Annotated in this window: 18 protein-coding genes; 5 read left to right on the forward strand and 13 right to left on the reverse strand. The window is 58.6% G+C overall.

Annotated elements, in window-relative coordinates:
• Window positions 1-7: 7 nt before the first annotated feature.
• The 11 genes from atpA to mioC all read right to left on the reverse strand — a co-directional run bounded on the left by atpA (window position 8) and on the right by mioC (window position 9,561).
• Window positions 8-1,549, reverse strand: coding sequence for a F0F1 ATP synthase subunit alpha (gene atpA / locus BS300_RS18425; RefSeq protein WP_042031086.1), 1,542 nt, complete (start codon window positions 1,547-1,549; stop codon window positions 8-10).
• 15 nt (window positions 1,550-1,564) lie between these two features.
• Entirely contained in the window at window positions 1,565-2,098 is a 534-nt protein-coding gene (gene atpH / locus BS300_RS21220; RefSeq protein WP_124242563.1) for a F0F1 ATP synthase subunit delta, read from the reverse strand.
• A gap of 13 nt (window positions 2,099-2,111) precedes the next feature.
• A complete protein-coding gene (gene atpF / locus BS300_RS18430) occupies window positions 2,112-2,582 on the reverse strand; it encodes a F0F1 ATP synthase subunit B (protein WP_005342350.1) in 471 nt (156 codons plus the stop codon).
• 55 nt (window positions 2,583-2,637) lie between these two features.
• The gene (gene atpE, locus BS300_RS18435; protein ID WP_005307205.1) at window positions 2,638-2,880 is read right to left on the reverse strand and encodes a F0F1 ATP synthase subunit C; all 243 of its coding nucleotides are present in this window, start codon (window positions 2,878-2,880) and stop codon (window positions 2,638-2,640) included.
• Between the two features lie 61 nt (window positions 2,881-2,941).
• On the reverse strand, window positions 2,942-3,721 hold the full coding sequence (atpB, locus tag BS300_RS18440) for a F0F1 ATP synthase subunit A (RefSeq protein ID WP_033115242.1): 780 nt from the start codon (window positions 3,719-3,721) through the stop codon (window positions 2,942-2,944).
• A gap of 8 nt (window positions 3,722-3,729) precedes the next feature.
• On the reverse strand, window positions 3,730-4,140 hold the full coding sequence (locus tag BS300_RS18445; RefSeq protein ID WP_033115243.1) for an ATP synthase subunit I: 411 nt from the start codon (window positions 4,138-4,140) through the stop codon (window positions 3,730-3,732).
• Between the two features lie 190 nt (window positions 4,141-4,330).
• Window positions 4,331-5,239: a ParB/RepB/Spo0J family partition protein gene (locus BS300_RS18450; protein WP_042031087.1), complete on the reverse strand. Its 909-nt coding sequence runs from the start codon at window positions 5,237-5,239 to the stop codon at window positions 4,331-4,333.
• Window positions 5,236-6,039: a ParA family protein gene (locus BS300_RS18455; protein ID WP_033115245.1), complete on the reverse strand. Its 804-nt coding sequence runs from the start codon at window positions 6,037-6,039 to the stop codon at window positions 5,236-5,238. Before BS300_RS18455 ends, BS300_RS18450 begins: the two co-directional genes overlap by 4 nt.
• Window positions 6,040-6,065: 26 nt before the next feature.
• On the reverse strand, window positions 6,066-6,692 hold the full coding sequence (rsmG, locus tag BS300_RS18460) for a 16S rRNA (guanine(527)-N(7))-methyltransferase RsmG (RefSeq protein ID WP_033115246.1): 627 nt from the start codon (window positions 6,690-6,692) through the stop codon (window positions 6,066-6,068).
• Window positions 6,693-6,713: 21 nt separating this feature from the next.
• Window positions 6,714-8,603, reverse strand: coding sequence for a tRNA uridine-5-carboxymethylaminomethyl(34) synthesis enzyme MnmG (gene mnmG, locus BS300_RS18465; RefSeq protein WP_071914509.1), 1,890 nt, complete (start codon window positions 8,601-8,603; stop codon window positions 6,714-6,716).
• 508 nt (window positions 8,604-9,111) lie between these two features.
• The gene (gene mioC, locus BS300_RS18470) at window positions 9,112-9,561 is read right to left on the reverse strand and encodes an FMN-binding protein MioC (RefSeq protein WP_071914511.1); all 450 of its coding nucleotides are present in this window, start codon (window positions 9,559-9,561) and stop codon (window positions 9,112-9,114) included.
• Between the two features lie 394 nt (window positions 9,562-9,955).
• On the opposite strand from mioC, the gene BS300_RS18475 reads away from it, so the two are divergent.
• The 5 genes from BS300_RS18475 to fhuB all read left to right on the forward strand — a co-directional run bounded on the left by BS300_RS18475 (window position 9,956) and on the right by fhuB (window position 17,483).
• A complete protein-coding gene (locus tag BS300_RS18475) occupies window positions 9,956-12,052 on the forward strand; it encodes a TonB-dependent siderophore receptor (protein ID WP_071914513.1) in 2,097 nt (698 codons plus the stop codon).
• Between the two features lie 79 nt (window positions 12,053-12,131).
• On the forward strand, window positions 12,132-13,778 hold the full coding sequence (locus tag BS300_RS18480) for a multidrug ABC transporter permease/ATP-binding protein (protein WP_071914516.1): 1,647 nt from the start codon (window positions 12,132-12,134) through the stop codon (window positions 13,776-13,778).
• A 46-nt stretch (window positions 13,779-13,824) separates the two neighbouring features.
• Window positions 13,825-14,589 (forward strand): ATP-binding cassette domain-containing protein, encoded by a 765-nt coding sequence (locus BS300_RS18485; RefSeq protein WP_071914518.1) that lies wholly within the window; start codon window positions 13,825-13,827, stop codon window positions 14,587-14,589.
• A 30-nt stretch (window positions 14,590-14,619) separates the two neighbouring features.
• On the forward strand, window positions 14,620-15,504 hold the full coding sequence (locus BS300_RS18490) for an ABC transporter substrate-binding protein (RefSeq protein WP_071914603.1): 885 nt from the start codon (window positions 14,620-14,622) through the stop codon (window positions 15,502-15,504).
• The gene (gene fhuB / locus BS300_RS18495; RefSeq protein ID WP_071914520.1) at window positions 15,501-17,483 is read left to right on the forward strand and encodes a Fe(3+)-hydroxamate ABC transporter permease FhuB; all 1,983 of its coding nucleotides are present in this window, start codon (window positions 15,501-15,503) and stop codon (window positions 17,481-17,483) included. The genes BS300_RS18490 and fhuB overlap by 4 nt, the downstream gene beginning before the upstream one ends.
• Before the next feature lie 68 nt (window positions 17,484-17,551).
• On the opposite strand, the gene mnmE is transcribed toward fhuB, so the two are convergent.
• Both mnmE and yidC read right to left on the reverse strand, forming a co-directional pair.
• Window positions 17,552-18,913, reverse strand: coding sequence for a tRNA uridine-5-carboxymethylaminomethyl(34) synthesis GTPase MnmE (gene mnmE, locus BS300_RS18500; RefSeq protein ID WP_071914522.1), 1,362 nt, complete (start codon window positions 18,911-18,913; stop codon window positions 17,552-17,554).
• A gap of 110 nt (window positions 18,914-19,023) precedes the next feature.
• Window positions 19,024-20,670, reverse strand: coding sequence for a membrane protein insertase YidC (gene yidC / locus BS300_RS18505; RefSeq protein ID WP_041210478.1), 1,647 nt, complete (start codon window positions 20,668-20,670; stop codon window positions 19,024-19,026).
• Between the last annotated feature and the right edge of the window lie 3 nt (window positions 20,671-20,673).

Raw genomic sequence — 20,673 nt, forward strand, 5'->3', positions numbered from 1 at the left:
CACACGCTTACCAGGTCTGGGTTGCCTTGAAGTTGTCCAGCAACGCAGTCAGCTTGCCAACGATCGCGTCGTTGTAGTCAGCCTTGGCATTGATTTCAGCCATCAGCTCGGCATGCTGGGTATCGGCGAAAGAGAGCAGAGCGGCTTCGAAATCGAGGATCTTGTTCAGCTCGACATCGGAGAGATAGCCTTTTTCCGCGGCGAACAGCACCAGCGACTGGTGAGCAACGCTCATCGGAGAGTACTGCTTCTGCTTCATCAGCTCGGTCACTTTCTGACCGTGGTCCAGCTGCTTGCGAGTCGCATCGTCCAGGTCGGAAGAGAACTGGGCAAACGCAGCAAGTTCGCGGTACTGAGCCAGCGCGGTACGGATACCACCGGACAGCTTCTTGACGATCTTGGTCTGGGCGGCACCACCCACACGGGATACGGAGATACCCGGATCAACCGCAGGACGAATACCGGCGTTGAAAGACTGGGAAGTCAGGAAGATCTGACCATCGGTGATGGAGATCACGTTGGTCGGAACGAACGCGGATACGTCACCAGCCTGGGTTTCGATGATCGGCAGCGCGGTCAGAGAACCGGTTTTGCCCTTCACTTCACCCTTGGTGAACTTCTCTACGTACTCGTCGTTGACGCGAGCAGCACGCTCCAGCAGACGGGAGTGCAGATAGAATACGTCGCCCGGGAATGCTTCACGTCCTGGCGGACGGCGCAGCAGCAGGGAGATCTGACGATATGCAACGGCCTGCTTGGACAGGTCATCATAAATGATCAGGGCATCTTCACCGCGGTCACGGAAGTACTCACCCATGGAGCAACCGGAGTACGGAGCCAGATACTGCAGGGCAGCAGCTTCGGAAGCAGAGGCAACCACCACGATGGTGTTGGCCAGAGCACCGTGCTCTTCCAGCTTGCGCACCACGTTGGCGATGGTGGAGGCCTTCTGGCCAATCGCAACGTAGACACACTTAATGCCGGAGTCTTTCTGGTTGATGATGGTGTCGATCGCGATGGCAGTTTTACCTACCTGGCGGTCACCGATGATCAGCTCACGCTGGCCACGACCGATAGGGATCATGGCGTCGATGGCTTTCAGACCGGTCTGGACAGGCTGGTCAACAGACTTACGCTCGATAACGCCCGGGGCAATCACTTCTACCGGAGAGAAGCCATCGTGCTCGACCGGACCTTTACCGTCGATAGGCTGACCCAGGGTGTTGACCACCCGGCCCAACAGACCACGACCAACCGGCACTTCCAGAATGCGGCCAGTACCTTTTACTTTCATCCCTTCGGCCAGATCGGCATAGGGACCCATTACTACGGCACCAACGGAGTCACGCTCCAGGTTCAATGCCAGAGCGTAGCGGTTGCCCGGCAGCTCGATCATCTCACCCTGCATGGCATCGGCCAGGCCGTGGACACGAATGATACCGTCGCTTACAGAGACGATGGTACCTTCGTTACGCGCTTCGCTCTTTACATCAAACTGCGCAATGCGCTGCTTGATCAGCTCGGCGATTTCAGTGGAATTCAGTTGCATGCTCTAATACCCCAATCAAGATTGCAGCGCGTCAGCCATGCGATCCAGCTTACCGCGGACAGTTCCGTCGATAACCAGATCACCGGCCTTGATGAGCACCCCGGCCATCAAGGACGCATCGATGCTGCAATTCAGCTTCACTTTGCGCGCGAGACGTTGTTCCAGAGAAGCCTGAATATTGGCTTTCTGCTGGTCGGTCAGTGCAATCGCCGATGTCACGTCAGCCTGAACTTCTTTATCCAGTTCAGCCTTGAACACCACAAATTCGGCAACGACCGCCGGCAGCACACCCAAGCGACCATTCTCAGCCATTACCCGGATCAGGTTCTGGCCATGCTCGTCGAGTTGCTCACCGCAGATGCTGACAAACAGTTTTGCCAGCTCTTCGGCAGCCACAGAGCCGTTTACCAGGGAGTGGATGGTCTCGTTCTCCGCTACTTGTGCAGCGAAGCTGAGCATCCCCAGCCACTGATCAACCGCCTTGTGCTCAACGGCAAACTCGAAAGCAGCCTTGGCGTAGGGGCGAGCGATTGTAGTCAGTTCAGACATAGCCCCGTTCCCGTTACAGTTCTGCTACCAGTTTGTCGACGATGTCGCTGTTGGCAGCCTGGTCGATTTGGCGCGCCAGGATCTTCTCTGCACCAGCAATGGCAAGAGCAGCAACCTGCTTGCGCAGTTCTTCTTTGGCACGATGACGTTCAGCTTCAATCTCGGCACGGCCTTGAGCCAGTATTTTTTCCCGCTCAGACTGGGCTCCGACAGTTGCCTCATCAATGATCTGGGCCTTGCGTTTGTTGGCCTGTTCAATGATTTCAGCAGCCTGGAGCTTGGCTTCTTTCAGCTGATCGACGGCGTTGGCCTTGGCCAAATCCAGATCTTTCTTGGCACGCTCTGCAGAAGAGAGACCATCAGCAATAGCTTTCTGACGGGCTTCGATGGCAGCAATCAACGGCGGCCATACGTACTTCATGCAAAACACTACGAAGAAGAAAAAAGCAATTGCTTGGCCGAGGAGGGTGGCGTTGATATTCACAGCCGATGTCCTCTTTAGTTAGTTAATGGGTTATGCCTGGAGATGTCGTAACGACTTAGCCAGCAACCGCAAACATCACGTACAGACCCAGACCAACGGCGATCATCGGGATCGCATCGACCAGACCCATTACGATGAAGAACTGGGTACGCAGAACAGGGATCAGGTCAGGTTGACGAGCAGCACCTTCCAGGAATTTACCACCCAGAATACCGATACCGATGGAAGCGCCGATAGCAGCCAGACCCATCATCATTGCAGCAGCGATGTACAGCAGGTCCATGTTCAAGTTTTCCATGAGGATCTCCATTTATTTAGATGTAATTGATTGTATAAAAAGGATTATTTGAGTCGCATCATCAATGGTCTTCCTGCGCCATCGACAGATAGACGATGGTCAGAACCATGAAGATGAATGCCTGCAAAGTGATGATCAGGATGTGGAAAATTGCCCAAGGCACGGACAGAATCCACTGTGACCACCAGGGTAGCAAACCCGCAATCAGGATAAAGATCAGTTCGCCAGCATACATGTTGCCGAACAGTCGAAGACCCAGAGAGACCGGTTTGGATACCAGCGTAACAGTTTCCAGGATGAGGTTAACCGGGATGGCAGCCGGGTGATTGAAAGGCTGAAGAGTCAGCTCCTTCACAAACCCGCCGATACCCTTGACCTTGATGCTGTAGTACAGAATCAAGAAGAACACGCCCAAAGCCATGGACATGGTGATGTTAACGTCAGCGGAGGGAACCACACGCAGATAGGGAATACCCATCAATTGTGCAGCGTGAGGGATAAAGTCAACAGGGATCAGATCCATCAGGTTCATCAGGAAGATCCAGACAAACACCGTCAGCCCCAAAGGTGCGATGACCTTGTTGCGACCGTGAAAGATGTCTTTGACGTTACCATTCACAAACTCGACCAGCATCTCCACAAAGCACTGCAGCTTACCCGGCACCCCGCTGGTAGCGTTGACGGCTACTTTGCGGAACAACAGGATAAACAGGGCGCCTAGCACGACGGAAAATACCATTGAGTCGATATTCACCGTCCAGAACCCGGACCCGACTTGCAGGTGGGTCAGGTGGTGGGAGATATATCCCTGAGGAGTCAGGACTTCTCCGGTTGCAGACATGAGTTTTCCTAATAGTGGTTGTTAAGCGTGAATGAGACTATCCACTGTACAACGAGGGCGAGGATATAAGTGGCGAAAAACGAGACGGTAACGACCTCGACTCCCGCACCAAACATCAGGGCGAATAGACCTGTTGTAGTAATGAGCTTAATCCCTGCCCCACCATAAAAGTCCCGCAGAACCAGACCCACACTCTCGGCCGTTACCTTGCGGCGCAGTACCCAGAGAGTGAACAAGGCCTGAGGAACCCAGTACATCCCCCCTCCGTAAAGGGCGGAATAACCGGCGCTGGCACCAGTCAGGTAATACCAGACGGCACTCATCGCCAGGATCAGGACCAGCTGACAAACGAGCATAACCAAGGCCAGTGTCAAACCTTCCAAGGCTATTTTCTGCTTCACCAACCTACCCCTGAACATTACAGAACTGTAAAAAATCGGGATCCGAAGACCCCATGTTAACAGCTCTAAAAGCCGGTCAAATTATACCCTTGAGGGCCACTATTGCAATATGACAAAAATCCTTAATTTTTGCGGCTTTCAGCGCAAAATCAGGGTTATGCCCATATCAAAAGGAATGGATGTTTTATTACTACAAAAAGCGTAAAAATCACGATTCCGACACGCCAAAATAGCCCAATATGCGGTCCAAATCGGACAAGTTCTCGTAACTAATTACTAACTTTCCGCTATCCCGCTTGCCAGGCTGAAGTTGTACCTGATTGCCAATTTTTTCAGCCAGCTGACGCTCCAGGTAACCGAACTGGGGATCGCGGACCGGTTCGACCCTGGCTTTTGCCGGCTCCAGCGCCTTTTGCACCAGCTTTTCGGTATCACGCACAGTCAGCCCTTTCTGGGCAACCAGCTTGGCCAGTTCGGACTGGGCCTGGCCACTCAGGGCCAGCAGGGCACGGGCATGGCCCATGTCGAGATCGCCATGCTCGACGAAACGCTTCACGTCATCGTTGAGCTGGTTGAGACGCAACAGGTTGGTCACCGTGGTGCGGGACTTGCCCACCGCCTCGGCCACCTGCTGGTGGGTGAGTTCAAATTCGGTCAGCAGTCGCTGCAGGGCGACCGCCTCTTCGATGGCGTTGAGATCTTCGCGCTGGATGTTCTCAATCAGCGCGATGGCCACCGCAGCTTCGTCAGGTACATCCTTGACGATACAGGGTACCACTTCAAGTCGGGCCAGCTGGGACGCGCGCCAGCGCCTCTCGCCAGCGATGATTTCAAAAGAGTGTTCGGCGACCGGGCGCACCACGATGGGCTGGATCACCCCCTGGGCGCGGATGGAGTTGGCCAGCTCTTCCAGCGCATCCTGCGACATGTCCTTGCGTGGCTGATACTTGCCCGAGTGCAGCCACTCGACCGGCAGCTTGCGCAGCTCACCCTGATTGGTGGGTGCCATGGCCTGCTCGGTACGTTGATCGCTCATCACCTGTTTCTGGCGGGCAGCCGTGCTGGTACTGAGCAGAGCATCCAGCCCCTTGCCCAGTCCACGTTTTTTCGGAGTCATACGCTCTCTCGGTCTGCGATGGTCGCCTGACGTTCCTGCTCCTGGCGGCGCAGGATCTCGCCAGCCAGAGCCAGGTAGGCCTTGGCGCCCACCGATGATTTGTCATAGTGCATGGCCGGCGCACCGAAGCTCGGCGCCTCCGCCAGTCTGACGTTGCGGGGAATGATGGTGCGGTAGACCTTGTCGCCGAAGTGCTGTTTTAGCTGATCGGACACATCATTGGCCAGCCGGTTGCGGTGATCGTACATGGTACGCAGCACCCCTTCGATCTTGAGATCAGGATTGACCACGGCGGCCAGCTTGCTGATGGTGTCGACCAGGGCGGTGAGCCCTTCCAGCGCATAGTATTCGCACTGCATGGGCACCAGCACGGAGTCGGCAGCGGCCATGGCATTCACGGTCAGCATGTTGAGGGAAGGGGGACAGTCGATAAAGACGTAGTCGTACTTGTCCCGCACCGAGGCCAGCGCATTGCGCAGGCGGATCTCGCGGGCGAAAAACTCCATCAGGCGGATTTCGGCTGCGGTCACGTCGGCATTGGCGGCGATCAGGTGATAGCCACCGGAAGTTTCGGGGATGATCACCTCGCTGATGGGGGCATCTTCGATCAGCAGCTCATAGGCGGTGCGCTCGACTTCGTACTTGTCGACGCCGCTGCCCATGGTGGCATTGCCCTGCGGATCCAGATCGATCACCAGCACCTTGCGCCGGGTGGCGGCCATGGAGGCGGCCAGGTTCACACAGGTGGTGGTTTTACCCACTCCACCCTTCTGGTTGGCTATGGCAATGACTTTTCCCACACTATCCCCTAAATGAAACTGCGACCCTATTCGGGCTGGATATGTTTGAATTCCAGCAGATGACGTTCGCCTTCCAGCTCCGGCACCCGCAACTCATGACAGGCTACCAGACGGATATTGGCAGGCAACTGGGCCAGCTCCTCTGCGGGATATTGTCCCTTGAGCGCGAGGAAGCTGCCCTGTTCTGACGGCAGGTGGTGACACCAGCTCAGCATGTCCTCCAGCGAAGCGAACGCTCTGCTGAGTACACCATCAAACCCGACTTCGGGTTGATACTCTTCCACCCGGGATTTGATCGGCGTCACATTGGTCAACCCCAGCTCCAGAATGACCTGGCGGATGAAGTTGATCCGTTTGCCCAGACTGTCCAGCAGAACGAACTGCTTGTCCGGGTTGATGATGGCCAGCGGCAGTCCAGGCAAGCCGGGACCGGTCCCCACATCGATGAAGCGCTCCCCGTGCAAGTGGGGGCTTACCACCAGACTGTCGAGGATATGCTTGACCAGCATGGCGTCCGGATCACGAACCGAGGTGAGATTGTAAGCCTTGTTCCACTTGTGCAGCAACTCGACCAGCTGCACCAGTTGGCTCTTTTGGGTATCGGTGATAACAATTCCGGCCTGCATGAGCAGGCCGTTCAATCTTTCCAGCATATTTTCCAACGGTAAGAATCCTCAGGCGGTTTTACGCAGCAGGCCGTGTTTTTTCAGGTGCACCAGCAGAATGGAGATGGCCGCCGGGGTGATGCCGGAGATACGGGAAGCCTGACCGATGGTCTGCGGCTTGGCATCGTTGAGCTTGGCTTTCACCTCGTTGGAGAGGCCATTCACATCGCGATAGTCGAGATCCAGCGGCAACAGGGTGTTCTCGTTGCGCAGCTGCTTCTCCACTTCGTCCTGCTGACGATCGATGTAACCGGCGTACTTGATCTGGATTTCCACCTGCTCGGCAGCGGCAGGATCCGCCACAGCAGGGCCGATCCCTTCGATGGTCATCAGGGCATCGTAGGTCACTTCCGGACGGCGCAGCAGCTCTTCCAGGCTCTGTTCGCGCGTCAGCGGGGTGTTGACCAGGGCGTTGACCGCCTCCAGTGACGGATGCTGCGGGTGGATCCAGGTCGAGCGCATACGCTGACGCTCCAGCTCGACCTGTTCCATCTTGGCGTTGAACTTGCTCCAGCGCTCGTCATCCACCAGACCCAGTTCGCGACCGATGGTGGTCAGGCGGATATCGGCGTTGTCTTCACGCAGCAGCAGGCGATATTCGGCACGACTGGTGAACATGCGATAGGGCTCGCGGGTACCCAGGGTAGAGAGATCGTCCATCATCACCCCCATGTAGGCCTGATCCCGACGCGGATTCCATGGATCCTTGTCCTGCGCACGCAGGGCCGCGTTCAGACCAGCCATCAGGCCTTGTGCCGCAGCCTCTTCGTAACCGGTCGTCCCGTTGATCTGGCCAGCGAAGAACAGGTTTGGAATGCACTTGCTCTCCATGTTGGCCTTGAGATCCCGCGGATCGAAGAAATCGTACTCGATGGCATAACCCGGGCGGGTGATGTGGGCATTCTCGAAGCCACGCACGGAGCGAACGATCTGCACCTGCACGTCAAACGGCAAGCTGGTGGAGATCCCGTTCGGGTAAAGCTCGTGGGTGGTCAGGCCTTCCGGCTCGACAAAGATCTGGTGCGCAGTCTTGTCGGCAAAGCGGGTGATCTTGTCCTCGATCGACGGGCAGTAGCGCGGGCCAATCCCTTCGATCACCCCGGCGTACATGGGGCTGCGATCCAGGTTATTGCGGATCACATCGTGGGTGCGCTCGTTGGTATGAGTTACGTAGCAAGGCACCTGACGGGGATGCTGGCTGGCATCACCGATGAAAGAGAATACCGGACGCGGATCGTCACCGTGCTGCTCCTGCATTACGGAGAAATCGACGCTGCGGGCATCGATGCGGGGCGGTGTGCCGGTCTTGAGGCGATCGATGCGCAGCGGCAGTTCGCGCAGGCGCTGAGCGAGGGCGATCGAGGGAGGATCCCCGGCACGGCCGCCCTTGTAGTTCTCCATCCCGATATGGATCAAACCATTCAGGAAGGTGCCTACGGTCAACACCACAGTCTTGCCGCTAATGCGGATCCCGCTCTGGGTCACCACACCGGCAACACGATCCCCGTCCATGATGAGATCGTCACAGGCTTGCTGGAAGATCTTCAGGTTGGGGTAGTTCTCCAGCATCTGGCGCACGACAGCCTTGTAAAGCAGGCGATCAGCCTGAGCGCGGGTAGCACGTACAGCCGGCCCTTTGGATGAGTTGAGAGTGCGGAACTGGATCCCGCCAAGATCGATGGCACGCGCCATGATCCCGCCGAGAGCGTCAACTTCCTTGACCAGGTGTCCCTTGCCGATCCCGCCGATCGCCGGGTTGCAGGACATATGCCCCAGCGTATCGATATTGTGGGTCAGCAACAGGGTATTCATGCCCATACGGGCTGCCGCTGTTGCTGCTTCGGTTCCGGCATGACCGCCACCGACGACGATCACATCAAATTGTTCATGGTATTGCATTGGGATCACCTTGATCTGCACGCCTGAAGATCTGTATTTGCCTGGGCTAAAAGGCGGAACATTCTATCTGTTTCACGCCCTGAGGGGAACGTCTACTTAACGTTCAGTATGAAGAGAGGATCCACTAAATAGATCTTAAGGATCTTTAGATCGATCTTTTACTGGATCTTTTATTAGGATCAGCCAGATCTGTTGATAAGCACTTTTTGATCATAAAGATCATTCAGTTAAAGGCGATCCCAGCTTGTGGAAAAGCTTGGATCCTGGCTCCTTGAACCGTGGGACAACCCTGACTTTTATGCACAGTGCAAACCTGAACAAGATCTCATTCATAGGATAACTATAGGTTTTACAGAGGTTAAACCTGTAGTTATGCACATTTATATGGATTGCTGTGGGTAACCGTGTAGAACAACTTGGCAAGATCCAGCTGTTAATAACCTGGTGGATAGCCGATCTGGGGATAAGTCGGGAGATCGCACTTTTATTGCGGATCTCCCGTGAGTGATCAGGCGATCATGGTCATCCAGTTATGGATCCAGGCTTCTGCCGCATCTTCCGGTATCTCGTAACGGGTTACATCGATGTCGAGCCGTTCGCCGATCCGGCTGGCACCACACTCGGCCAGCAGCCGATCCACTGTCTTGCCGCCCTGACAGAAGGTGTCATAACTGCTGTCACCAAGAGCGATCACTCCATATTTCAGTGAGTTAAGATCCGGATGCTGCTCGGCAAGATCCTTGGCGAAGGGCTGCAGGTTGTCGGGCACATCCCCGGCACCATGGGTGGAAGTGACCACCAGCAGGATGGATCCGGGCTCATCCAGTACCTCGGTCAGCGATGCGGGGTTGTGGATCCGGGTCTGGTGACCCGCCTGTTCCAGCAGATTGGCCACATGATCGGCGACATATTCGGCGGCCCCCAGCATGGAACCGACGACGATATTGAGTTTTGCCATGGAATGGATCCTGATTCAGAGAAAAGAGGCGAAGCCGGATTCTAACTCCAAAGGATGTGGATAAATATGGATAAAGCTTGGGGATAATGGATCCAGTCAGATAATGCCACCGGATCCATCCTGCCGATCTTTTTTCTGCTTCTTTATATTCCTCTCCATTTTCTTCTCCGCTCATAGCTCTCCTGATGGCTCCCATCTCCCGCGAAATCCTGCCAACGATGCAGCTAGATAACAATGTAGATGCAAATGATTAGCAATTATTGAATCGATTCGATCACGGCTCCTGTAGTAGGATTGCGCTGCTTTATTCGCCCATGGAACAGGGTGATGTCGTGACAAACGACCACAAATAACAATTAAAACAACATAACTCATTGATAAACGAGACTTTAATATGATTGCGCAAAAATACACTATAGGACCTGGCAAGAAGGGCGCCTTCGGCGTGCTTTCGCTCTCCGGTTTGCTCGTCTCCCTGCCGCTGATGGCCGAACAAACCACCGCTGAGCTGCCCAAAGCCAGCGAAACCATGGTGGTGACAGGTACGGCCATGAAGGTGGAAGTGCCGATGGCCGAGACCCCTCGCGCCGTCTCCGTGGTTAATCGCGAGGAACTGGATCAGCACGCCGTGTTGCAGCTGGATGAAGCGATTCGCTACCGTTCCGGCGTATTGACCGGCCTCTATGGCTCAGACAACAACACCGACTGGTTCAAGGTGCGTGGCTTCGATGCCGCCTCTTATCTGGATGGCAACCGCTTGTTTGGCACCGGCTACTACGTCTGGACGCCGGAACCGTTCGGTCTGGAGAGTGTGGAAGTGCTAAAGGGGCCTGCCTCGATCCTTTACGGTGAGGCGCCTCCGGGCGGGGTGATCAATGCCATCAGCAAGCGGCCGACCGCCACGCCGCAAGGGCAGGTGGATCTGCAGCTTGGCAGCCGGGATCATCGTCAAGTCGGGGTGGACGTATCTGACGCGCTCTCCGACAACAGCCGTTACCGCATGGTTGCTCTTTATAAAGAGCGTGATGGGGTGCTTACCGGTACTTACAACGATCGGGTTTATCTGGCGCCGAGCGTCACCTTCGATCTTTCGGATCGTACCCGCCTGACCCTGCTGGCCAGCTTCCTGCACGACGAAGGGGTCCCGACCAACGGCTTTTTCCCGGTCTATGGCACCCTGAATACGTCAGGTGGCCAGACTGATCCCTCAACCAACCTGAGCCAGCCGGATTACGATCGCAACCGCAATACCCAGATCTCCACCGGTTATGAGCTGGCCCACCAGCTCAACCAGAGCTGGGAGTTCAAGCAGAACGTCCGCTTCAACTACAACGATCTGCTGCTGCGCCAGACCTATATCTTCCCGACCTATGAAGGCACAACCGCCAGTCGTGGCCTGGTTTACCGCGATGGCAATACCAAGAGTGCCACTATGGACAACCAGATGGTGGGCTACTGGAACACCGACAGCACCGAGCAGACCTTGCTGCTGGGGGTAGATCTGCAGCGTCACGTCAATGAAGGGGTCGAGGCCGACAACTACGGTATGGGCTCAATCAATACCATGAACCCGGATTACAGCGGCTTCCCCAGTTTTGACGAGTCGACTGCTACTCACCAGAAGAGCAGCAAGGGCCAGAGCGGTCTCTATGCCCAGCACCAGATCCGCTGGGACGATCGCTGGTTGCTGACTGGTGGTGGCCGTTTTGACTATGTGGAGACCCACAACACCAATACCAGCAAGGACGAGCGCCAGTACGATCACGAGCTATCCCTCTCGGGCAGCCTGATGTATCTGGCTGACAACGGCCTCTCTCCCTACTTTGCCTATGCCGAGTCGTTCGAGGTGCTGCCGGGGATAGATCCCAACACCAAGAGTTCCTACAAGCCGCTCAAGGGCAAGCTCTACGAGACAGGCGTGAAGTATGCGCCTGCCTTCCTCGACGGTTACATCAATCTGGCGCTGTTCGATCTGGCCCAGACCAACTCGCTGGTCTCTACCGGTTCCGGCCAGCAGACCCAGGCGGGTGAAGTGACCTCTCAGGGGGTTGAGCTGGAAGGGAGCGTGCAGGTGACCGATGCGCTGCGTCTGACCGCTGCTTATACCTACACCGATGCCAAAACCAACGACACCGGCAGTGGCGATCGCCGTGCCAGCCTGATCCCTCGCCACCAGGCCTCCTTCTGGGGCAACTACAAGGTGCAGCAAGGGGTGGCTTCGGGTCTGGAGCTGGGTACCGGTGTACGTTATATCGGTTCCAGCGTGGGTATTGGCGCCGCGAATGCGGACTACACCCCCATCTACGGCTCTGCCGAGGTGCCGGCCCATACCGTCTGGGATGCGATGATCGGGTATGACTTTGCCAAGAACTGGCGTGCCCAGCTCAACGTCAACAACCTGCTGGGTGAAACCTACGTGGCCAGTTGTGACTATTACTGCTACTACGGCGAGCCGCGCAGCGTAGTGGGCAGCATCAACTACCGCTGGTAATCGAAGTCGGGCGGGAACCGGATTCCCGCCCTTCTTTTCACCCGCAGTTGTTCTGATCTCTCTGGAATACCGGTCCGTTATGGAACTCTTGTCTCTGGTTTATCGCCAATATCGTTGGCCCTTTATCGCCATCACCCTGCTCAGTCTGCTCAGTGCCGTCAGCGGGATTGGTGTCATTGCTTTTATCAATCAGTCTCTTATCGAATCTATAGGTGATCCGCTGCCGATCCTCGGTCAGCTGGTCGGCCTGATAGTGCTGCTGCTGGTGATCACACTCGGATCTCAGCTGGCCCTGACCACTCTCGGTCACCATTTTGTCTACCGGTTGCGAGGCCGTCTGCTCAAGCAACTGCTGGATACCGATGTCGCCCGCATCCGCCAGATTGGTCAGGGGCCGCTGCAGGCCTCCCTCTCCAGCGATATCGGCCAGATCACCATTGCCTTCGTGCGCCTGCCTGAGCTGGTGCAGGGGCTGGTGCTCACGCTGGGTTCTGCCCTTTACCTCGGCTGGCTCTCTCCCGCTCTGCTCGGGGTGACCGCGCTCTGGGTCACCGTCACCATGGTGGTGGGCTGGCTGCTGGTGAACCGTGTTTATCGCCATCTCTCCCACATGCGTCAGGCCGAAGATCGGCTCTATCAGAACTATCAGGCCATCATCGCTGGCAGCAAGGAGCTGGCGCTCAACCGCGAGCGGGCTCACTTCGTTTACCACCAGCTCTATGAGCAAAATGCCCGTGACTACCGCCAGCAGATCATTCGCGCCGACACCTATCACCTTAGCGCGGTGAACTGGTCGAATATCATGATGCTGGGGGCCATCGGTCTGGTCTTCTTTCTGGCTAACGGCCTTGGCTGGGCCAACACCAATGTGGCCGCCACCTTTGCGCTGACCCTGCTGTTCCTGCGCACCCCGCTGTTGCAGGGGATTGGCGCCCTGCCGACCCTGCTTGCCGCTCAGGTGGCGTTCGACAAGATCGCCGCCCTCAATCTGGCCGAGCCGGATGCGGACTTCCCGCTGCCGCCCGCCATCCGCCCCTGGCAGCGTATCGAGCTGGAGCAGGTGAGCTTTCACTATCAGGGGGAGGGCGGTTTTGCGGTCGGTCCCATCGATCTGGTCATCGAAAAGGGGGAGCAGATCTTCATCATCGGTGGCAACGGATCCGGCAAGTCGACGCTGGCCATGCTGCTGACCGGCCTTTACCAGCCGGTATCGGGCAGGATCCTGCTGGATGGTGAGCCGATCACCGATCGCAACGGCTATCTGGCGCTCTTCTCCGCCATCTTCACCGACTATCACCTGTTCCAGCACCTGCTGGGGCCGGAACCCAAGGATGAGCTGGTGGCCGAGTGGCTGGAGCTGTTGCAGATGGGCAGCAAGCTCACCATTGAGCATGGCTTTATCGCCGATATCGATCTCTCCCAAGGGCAGCGCAAGCGGGTCGCCCTGCTGCTGGCGCTGGCCGAGCAGCGCGAGGTGATGCTGTTCGACGAGTGGGCTGCGGATCAGGATCCCCAGTTCCGCCGCATCTTCTATCAGGTGCTGTTGCCGCGCCTCAAGGAGATGGGCAAGACGGTGATTGCCATCAGTCACGACGATCACTACTTCCCGCTGGCCGATCGCCTGCTGGAGATGCGCCAGGGCCAGCTCACTGAGCTGACCGGGGCGCGCCGCGCCGAAGTGAGCCGCGATGCGATCGCCCATCTGGATTGCGAGGTGCCGGCTTGATACCGGCACCGATGAGATTGGCGGCAAGCCAGCACAGGAATTGCTTATGTTTGAGATGAAATCAGCCAGCTTCACGGTCAATGACCGCACGCTGCTGCACTCCACCGACCTGCGTTTCGAGCAGGGGCAGGTCTATGGCCTCATCGGCCACAATGGTTCGGGCAAATCGACCCTGCTCAAGCTGCTGGCTCGCCAGCAACCCCTCAGCGACGGCGAGATCCTGTTCGATGGCAAGCCGCTGCCCGACTGGGGCAACCGGGAGTTTGCCCGTCAGGTGGCCTATCTGCCCCAGCATCTGCCGAGCGCCGAGAATCTGCTCGGGCGGGAGCTGGTGGAGATGGGCCGCTACCCCTGGCGTGGCCTGCTGGGCCGGATGGGGGCGGAGGATCACCGTCAGGTCGATCGGGCCATCGCCCTTACCCATACCGAACGCTTTGCCGATCGGCTGGTGGATACCCTCTCCGGCGGCGAGCGGGGGCGGGTCTGGCTGGCGATGCTGCTGGCCCAGGAGAGCCGCTTCATCCTGCTGGACGAGCCGCTGGCCGCGCTGGACGTGGCCCATCAGGTGGAGGTGCTGACGCTCGTCAAGCAGTTGAGCCGTCAGCTAAACCTCGGGGTCATCATCGTCATTCACGACATCAATATGGCCTCCCGCTTCTGCGATCGGCTGGTGGCGCTCCACTCCGGCCGCCTGCTCACCCACGGCGAACCTGAGGGGATCATGACTAGCGAGACTCTGCACGCCATCTATGGCATTCCGATGGAGGTCATGCGCCACCCGGCTCATGCTCATCCCATCGCCATCGTCTGACCGGGGGCATCCTTGAACCTTTTATTGAAGATGGCTCCTTGTCTCGTCAGCCTGCTGCTGCCACTTGCGGCGCAGGCCGAAACATCTCCGAGCGCCTCTGCGCCGCTACCCCGTATCGCCACCGTCGACTGGACCATCGCCGAGACCCTGCTGGCACTCGGGGTGACGCCGCTGGCCGTTGGGGATGCAGGCCCCTATCAGGCATGGGTCGGCGAGCCACGGCTACCTGCCGGAGTGGTGGATATCGGCCTGCGCACCCAGCCCAACCGTGAGCTGCTGGCAGAGCTCAAACCCGATCGCATCCTCATCTCGCCGCTGGCGGCCCCGCTGGCGCCAACTCTTTCCCGCATTGCACCGGTGAGTACCATCGCCCTCTATGATGGGCAAACCGATCTATGGCAGCGGCTGCACGAGGTGACCCTGACTCTCGCCCGTATGGTGGGCAAAACCGCCGAGGGCGAACGGCTGCTGGCCGGGCTGGATCGGGATCTCGCCAGTATGCAGGCCGGATTGCCTGCGGATCTGCCGCCCCTGCTGGTGGTGCAGTTTATCGATGAGCGCCATGTGCGGGTGTTTGGTCGTCATAGCCTGTTCGATGCGGTGATGACGCGGCTTGGGCTGCGCAATGGCTGGCAGAATCAGACCAATAACTGGGGTTTCTCGGTGGTCAGCATCGAGCAGTTTATGACCTTGCCAACCGCGCGGCTGGTGGTGGTCGATCCCATCCCGGTAGGGGTGAGCGAACGGCTGCAGGAGCCTGGGCTGTGGCAGCATCTGCCGCTGGTACGGCAGGCGCCCGTGCTGCATCTGCCTGCGGTCTGGAGTTTTGGCGGCGTATTGGCCGCCCGCCGTTTCGCCGGTCTGCTCAGCGATGCATTGCTGCAAGATGTCGAGCGTATGGAGGCTAGCCGATGAAGCGACTGCTCACATCGCCGCTGCTGCGGCCAGTCTCGATCCTGCTGGGGTTGACCATCTCGCTCGCGTATTGGGAGCTGGCTCGCCAGCTGCCCGGTGCGCTCTGGTGGCAGAGCCTCTTAGCCCCCAATCTGGATGATGTCAGCCAAGCGGTGGTGCATTTCAGCTGGCTACCTCGCTTGGCTGTCACCCTGTTGGCCGGGGCGGCGCTCGGGCTGGCGGGCACCCTGATGCAGCAGGTGCTGCGCAACCCGCTCGCGTCACCGACCACCTTGGGGGTGGCCTCCGGTGCCCAATTGGCGTTGATGATGGTGACCCTGTTTGCCCCCTCCTGGTTGCTGCTGGGGCGGGAGTGGATCGCCATGGCCGGCGGCAGCCTTGCGATGGCACTGGTGTTTGCCCTGGCCTGGCGTCGCCAGCTCAATCCGGTGGTCATCGTCTTTGCCGGGCTGGTGATCAACCTCTATCTGGCGGCCATCAGCATGGGGCTCTTGCTGTTCTTTCAGGAGGAGCTGAAAGGCTTGCTGGTGTGGGGTAGTGGCTCGCTAGTGCAGAACAGCTGGAGCGGGGTGAGTTACCTGTTGCCCCGCCTGCTGGCAGCCGCTTTGCTGGCCGCAGTACTGGTGCGCCCGCTGGCGGTGCTGGAGCTGGATGATGCCAGCGCCCGCAGTCTGGGGGTCTCCCTGCAGCATCTGCGTTTTGCCGGACTGGGGCTGGCGGTGTTTGTCACCGCTTGCGTGGTGAGCGTGGTGGGGCTGATCGGCTTTATCGGGTTGGCAGCGCCCGCCATGGTGCGGCTGCTCGGGATCCGCCAGCTCGGCCAGCGGCTGCTGTGGGCTCCGATCCTCGGTGCCCTGCTGCTGGCGGCGACCGATCTGCTGCTGCAGAGCCTGAGCCGCTTCTGGCCAGTCTTGATCCCCACCGGCGCCATGACCGCCCTGCTGGGGGCGCCGCTGCTGCTCTGGCTGATCCCGCGCCTAGGTATCAAGTCGGGTACGCCGAAGGCTAACGCCGGCCTGCTGGTGGCTCGCCATTCGGCACCGGCTCGCCTTATCGGCCTGTTGCTGGTCGGGCTGCTGCTGGCCGTGGTCGCCTCCCTGCTGGCTGGGCAGGGAATGACGGGCTGGAGTTGGCCAAGTTGGCTGCGCTGGCAGGCCCAGCTGGAGTGGCGACTGCCGCGCACTCTGGCTGCGGGGGCGGCTGGCGTACTGCTGGCGCTGGCGGGCACTCTGTTGCAGCGGGTCAGCAACAACTCGATGGCGAGCCCGGAGCTGCTGGGGGTGAGCGGCGGCACCTTTATGGGGGTGATAGCCACGATGCTGTTGCTGCCTGCATTGCCCCTGCCGTTGATGCTGGCCGGTGGCCTGCTCGGTGCCTTCGCTTGTCTCTTGCTGCTGGTGCTGGTCAATCGCAAGCACGGCTTCCAGCCGGAGCGGATCCTGCTCTCAGGGATCGCCATCACGGCACTGTTTGAGCCGCTGCAGGCTATCGCGCTGGCCAACGGCGACATGCGGGTGCAGCAACTGCTCGCCTGGATGTCTGGTTCCACCTATTACGTCACCCTGTCGGTGGCCTATGGGCTGGTGGGGCTGGCGCTGTTGATGCTGGCCGCCTGCCTGCTTGTCAGCCGCTGGCTCGATCTGCTGCCGATGGGGAGTGCTGTAGCGACCGCGCTTGGCATTCGCCTCAACCGTGCCCAGCTTGCCATCCTGCTGCTGGTGGGCGTGCTCACCGCCAGTGCCACCCTGGTGGTCGGGCCGCTCTCGTTCGTTGGTCTTCTGGCGCCACATATGGCCAAGTTGATGGGGTTGGTGCGGGCTCGCTGGCACCTGCTTGGGGCCGCCGCTTCCGGCGCCTTGTTGATGGTATCGGCGGACTGGGTCGGTCAGCAGATCCTCTTCCCGCAGGAGGTGTCGGTCGGGCTGGTCTCCACCCTATTGGGGGGCGCTTACTTCATGTGGTGTCTTCGCCGCCTCTAGGTTTGTGGACAAAAAACAGACAAAAAAGCCCGGGACGAACCCGGGCTTTTTTTGTCTGCGGTACAAGCTTATTTGCCGATGCAGAAGCTGGAGAAGATGCGGCCCAGCAGATCGTCGGAGCTGAATTCACCGGTGATCTCGGAGAGGGACTCCTGCGCCAGGCGCAACTCTTCGGCCACCAGCTCGCCAGCCACGAACACTTCCAGCTGCTCCTTGGCCACCAGCAGGCGCTCAGCGGCGCGCTCCAGTGCATCCAGATGGCGGCGGCGGGCCATAAAGCCCCCTTCGGTGTTGCCCTGGAAGCCCATGCAAGCCTTCAGGTGCTCGCGCAGGGCGGGCAGCCCCAGCTCGGTCTTGGCGGAGATGCGGTAGACTGCGTGGCCCTGCTCCTGACTCGGTGCCAGATCTTCGCCAGTCAGGTCAGCTTTGTTGCGAATGACGGTGAGACCGATGTTTTTTGGCAACCGATCAACAAATTCCGGCCAGATTTCGCGCGGGTCGACTGCGTCTGTGGTGGTGCCATCTACCATAAACAGCACCCGATCGGCCTGCTCGATCTCGGCCCAGGCGCGCTCGATACCGATCTGCTCCACCTTGTCCTGGGTATCGCGCAGGCCGGCGGTGTCGATGATATGCAACGGCATGCCATCGAGATGGATGTGCTCGCGCAACACGTCGCGGGTGGTACCGGCAATCTCGGTAACGATGGCAGACTCACGGCCTGCCAGAGCGTTGAGCAGACTCGATTTGCCGGCGTTGGGACGACCGGCGATCACCACCTTCATCCCTTCCCGCAGCAGGGCGCCCTGCTTGGCTTCACCACGCACGTCGTCCAGCTCGGACATGATGGCGTAGAGGTCGCCCGCCACCTTGCCATCGGAGAGGAAATCGATCTCCTCGTCTGGGAAGTCGATGGCCGCTTCCACATAGATACGCAGCCGGGTCAGGTTTTCCACCAGCTGCTGGATCTTGCTGGAGAACTGCCCCTGCAGGGAGTGCATGGCGCTGCGGGCAGCCTGTTCGCTGGAGGCTTCAATAAGGTCGGCTATCGCCTCGGCTTGGGCCAGATCCAGCTTGTCGTTGATGAAGGCGCGCTCGCTGAACTCGCCGGGGCGAGCAGGGCGGATCCCTTCAATTTGCAGAATCCGGCGGATCAGCATGTCCATGATGACGGGGCCACCGTGGCCCTGCAGCTCCAGCACATCTTCGCCGGTGAAGCTGTTGGGGGCCTTGAACAGCAGGGCTATGCCCTGATCCAGTACTTCGCCTTGCTCATCCCTGAACGGCAGATATTCGGCGTAGCGTACCCGCGGGCACTTACCGAGCACTATCTCGGCAACCTGTTCGGCGGCGGGGCCGGATACCCGGACTATGCCGACGCCACCACGGCCGGGGGCGGTGGCCTGGGCCACGATCGTATCTGTAGTCATCTTGCTTGGCTCGTTTGTTCGCTGATAGGAAAACGTAGTGGGAGACATTGTAATAAAAAAGGCGGCCCGAAGGCCGCCTCTTTTGTCATCACGGGAAGATTAGCTGCGCATCAGTTACGAGTGTGCAGGCCTTTCTTCTCCAGCTGACGATAGATGATGGTCTGCTGGGTGATGGAGATAACGTTGCTTACCAGCCAGTAGAGAGTCAGACCAGCCGGGAACCAGAGGAACATGAAAGTGAAGATGATCGGCATGAACTGCATCACTTTCTGCTGCATCGGGTCGGTCACGGTGGTCGGGCTCATCTTCTGCAGATACCACATGGAGGCACCCATGAGGATTGGCAGCACGAAGAAGGGGTCCTTCACTGACAGGTCGGTGATCCACAGGGCGAACGGCGCGTGGCGCAGCTCAACAGACTCCATCAGTGCCCAGTAGAGAGCAATGAAGATGGGCATCTGAACCAGGATCGGCAGACAGCCACCCAGCGGGTTGACCTTCTCCTTCTTGTACAGCTCCATCATGCCCTGAGACATCTTCTGGCGATCGTCGCCGAAGCGCTCGCGCAGGGCCGCAATCTTGGGTTGCAGCATGCGCATCTTGGCCATGGAGGTGTACTGGGCCTTGGTCAGCGGGAACATGATGCCGCGCACCAGCAGGGTCAGCATGATGATGGCCACACCCCAGTTCTGGACGAAGCCGTGGAACACGGTCAGCAGCCAGTGCAGCGGTTGGGCGATGAACCACAGCCAGCCGTAATCGACGGTCAGGTCGAGGTGGTTTGCCACCTTGGCCATCTGGTCTTGCAGCTTGGGGCCAACCCACAGTTTGCTGGTCACTTCGGCCTGTTGACCGGCAGCCACGTCAACCATCGGCGCCTTGTAACCGATGATTGCCTGGCCTTTGCCCGGGATCACACGGCTGTAGAAGCTGTTGGTATCGTTTGCGTTCGGAGCCCAAGCAGAGACGAAGTAGTGTTGCAGCATGGCGACCCAACCACCCTTGGTGGTCTTGCTCAGGTCGGCATCCTTCATCTCGTCGAAGGTGTACTTCTTGTAGCGGGTATCTTCAGTGGAGAAGGCACCGCCGCGGTAAGCACTGGCTACCATGGCATGGCCTTGCTGGTCTTTCGGAGTCGCCACGGTCTGCTTCAGCTGACCGTAGAACTGCACCTGTACCGGCTCGGCGGATTTGTTGTCGATCTTGTAGTCGACGCCAACGGCATAGTCACCACGCTTGAGGATGAACTCCTTGGTGAAGACAACGCCCTTGCTGTCGGTCCAGGTCATCGGTACGACGACTTGATCCTGACCATCAGCCAGCTGGTAGCTTGTCTGGGCGGCTTCATAGGTGGGACGACCCTGGGCCTGGCTGTCAGGACCATCGCGACCAACCAGACCGCTCTGGGCAACATAAAGATGCTCAGGCTGGCTGGTCAGCAGTACGAACGGTTGATCCTTGCCTTCTTCCAGCTTGTGGGCCAGCAGTTCAGCAGAGACGATGTCGCCACCCTGGGTATCCAGAGTCAGCTTGAGCACGTCGGAGGAGACGGTGATCAGCTTGCGTGCGGCAGTCGCATTGGCTTGCTCGGAAACCTGAGGAATATCACCGGATTGACCGGCTTCAGGTACGAAATGTTCGGTTTGGGCCACGGTAGTCGGGGCCGGCTTGGGAGCCTTGTCGGACTCCCACTGTTGCCAGAGCAAAAAGCTCACGAACAGCAAACCGATCAGGAGTAGATTGCGTTGTGATTCCATAGT

This window comes from Aeromonas sp. SCS5, assembly GCF_001887375.1.
GTDB classification, from domain to species: Bacteria; Pseudomonadota; Gammaproteobacteria; order Enterobacterales; family Aeromonadaceae; genus Aeromonas; species Aeromonas jandaei.

Coding starts and splice junctions, on each gene's coding strand:
- atpA (WP_042031086.1), bottom strand. CDS start 1,549: ATGCAACTGAATTCCACTGAAATCGCCGAGCTGATCAAGCAGCGCATT.
- atpH (WP_124242563.1), bottom strand. CDS start 2,098: ATGTCTGAACTGACTACAATCGCTCGCCCCTACGCCAAGGCTGCTTTC.
- atpE (WP_005307205.1), bottom strand. CDS start 2,880: ATGGAAAACTTGAACATGGACCTGCTGTACATCGCTGCTGCAATGATG.
- atpB (WP_033115242.1), bottom strand. CDS start 3,721: ATGTCTGCAACCGGAGAAGTCCTGACTCCTCAGGGATATATCTCCCAC.
- BS300_RS18445 (WP_033115243.1), bottom strand. CDS start 4,140: ATGTTCAGGGGTAGGTTGGTGAAGCAGAAAATAGCCTTGGAAGGTTTG.
- BS300_RS18450 (WP_042031087.1), bottom strand. CDS start 5,239: ATGACTCCGAAAAAACGTGGACTGGGCAAGGGGCTGGATGCTCTGCTC.
- rsmG (WP_033115246.1), bottom strand. CDS start 6,692: ATGCTGGAAAGATTGAACGGCCTGCTCATGCAGGCCGGAATTGTTATC.
- mnmG (WP_071914509.1), bottom strand. CDS start 8,603: ATGCAATACCATGAACAATTTGATGTGATCGTCGTCGGTGGCGGTCAT.
- mioC (WP_071914511.1), bottom strand. CDS start 9,561: ATGGCAAAACTCAATATCGTCGTCGGTTCCATGCTGGGGGCCGCCGAA.
- BS300_RS18475 (WP_071914513.1), top strand. CDS start 9,956: ATGATTGCGCAAAAATACACTATAGGACCTGGCAAGAAGGGCGCCTTC.
- BS300_RS18480 (WP_071914516.1), top strand. CDS start 12,132: ATGGAACTCTTGTCTCTGGTTTATCGCCAATATCGTTGGCCCTTTATC.
- BS300_RS18485 (WP_071914518.1), top strand. CDS start 13,825: ATGTTTGAGATGAAATCAGCCAGCTTCACGGTCAATGACCGCACGCTG.
- BS300_RS18490 (WP_071914603.1), top strand. CDS start 14,620: ATGGCTCCTTGTCTCGTCAGCCTGCTGCTGCCACTTGCGGCGCAGGCC.
- fhuB (WP_071914520.1), top strand. CDS start 15,501: ATGAAGCGACTGCTCACATCGCCGCTGCTGCGGCCAGTCTCGATCCTG.
- mnmE (WP_071914522.1), bottom strand. CDS start 18,913: ATGACTACAGATACGATCGTGGCCCAGGCCACCGCCCCCGGCCGTGGT.
- yidC (WP_041210478.1), bottom strand. CDS start 20,670: ATGGAATCACAACGCAATCTACTCCTGATCGGTTTGCTGTTCGTGAGC.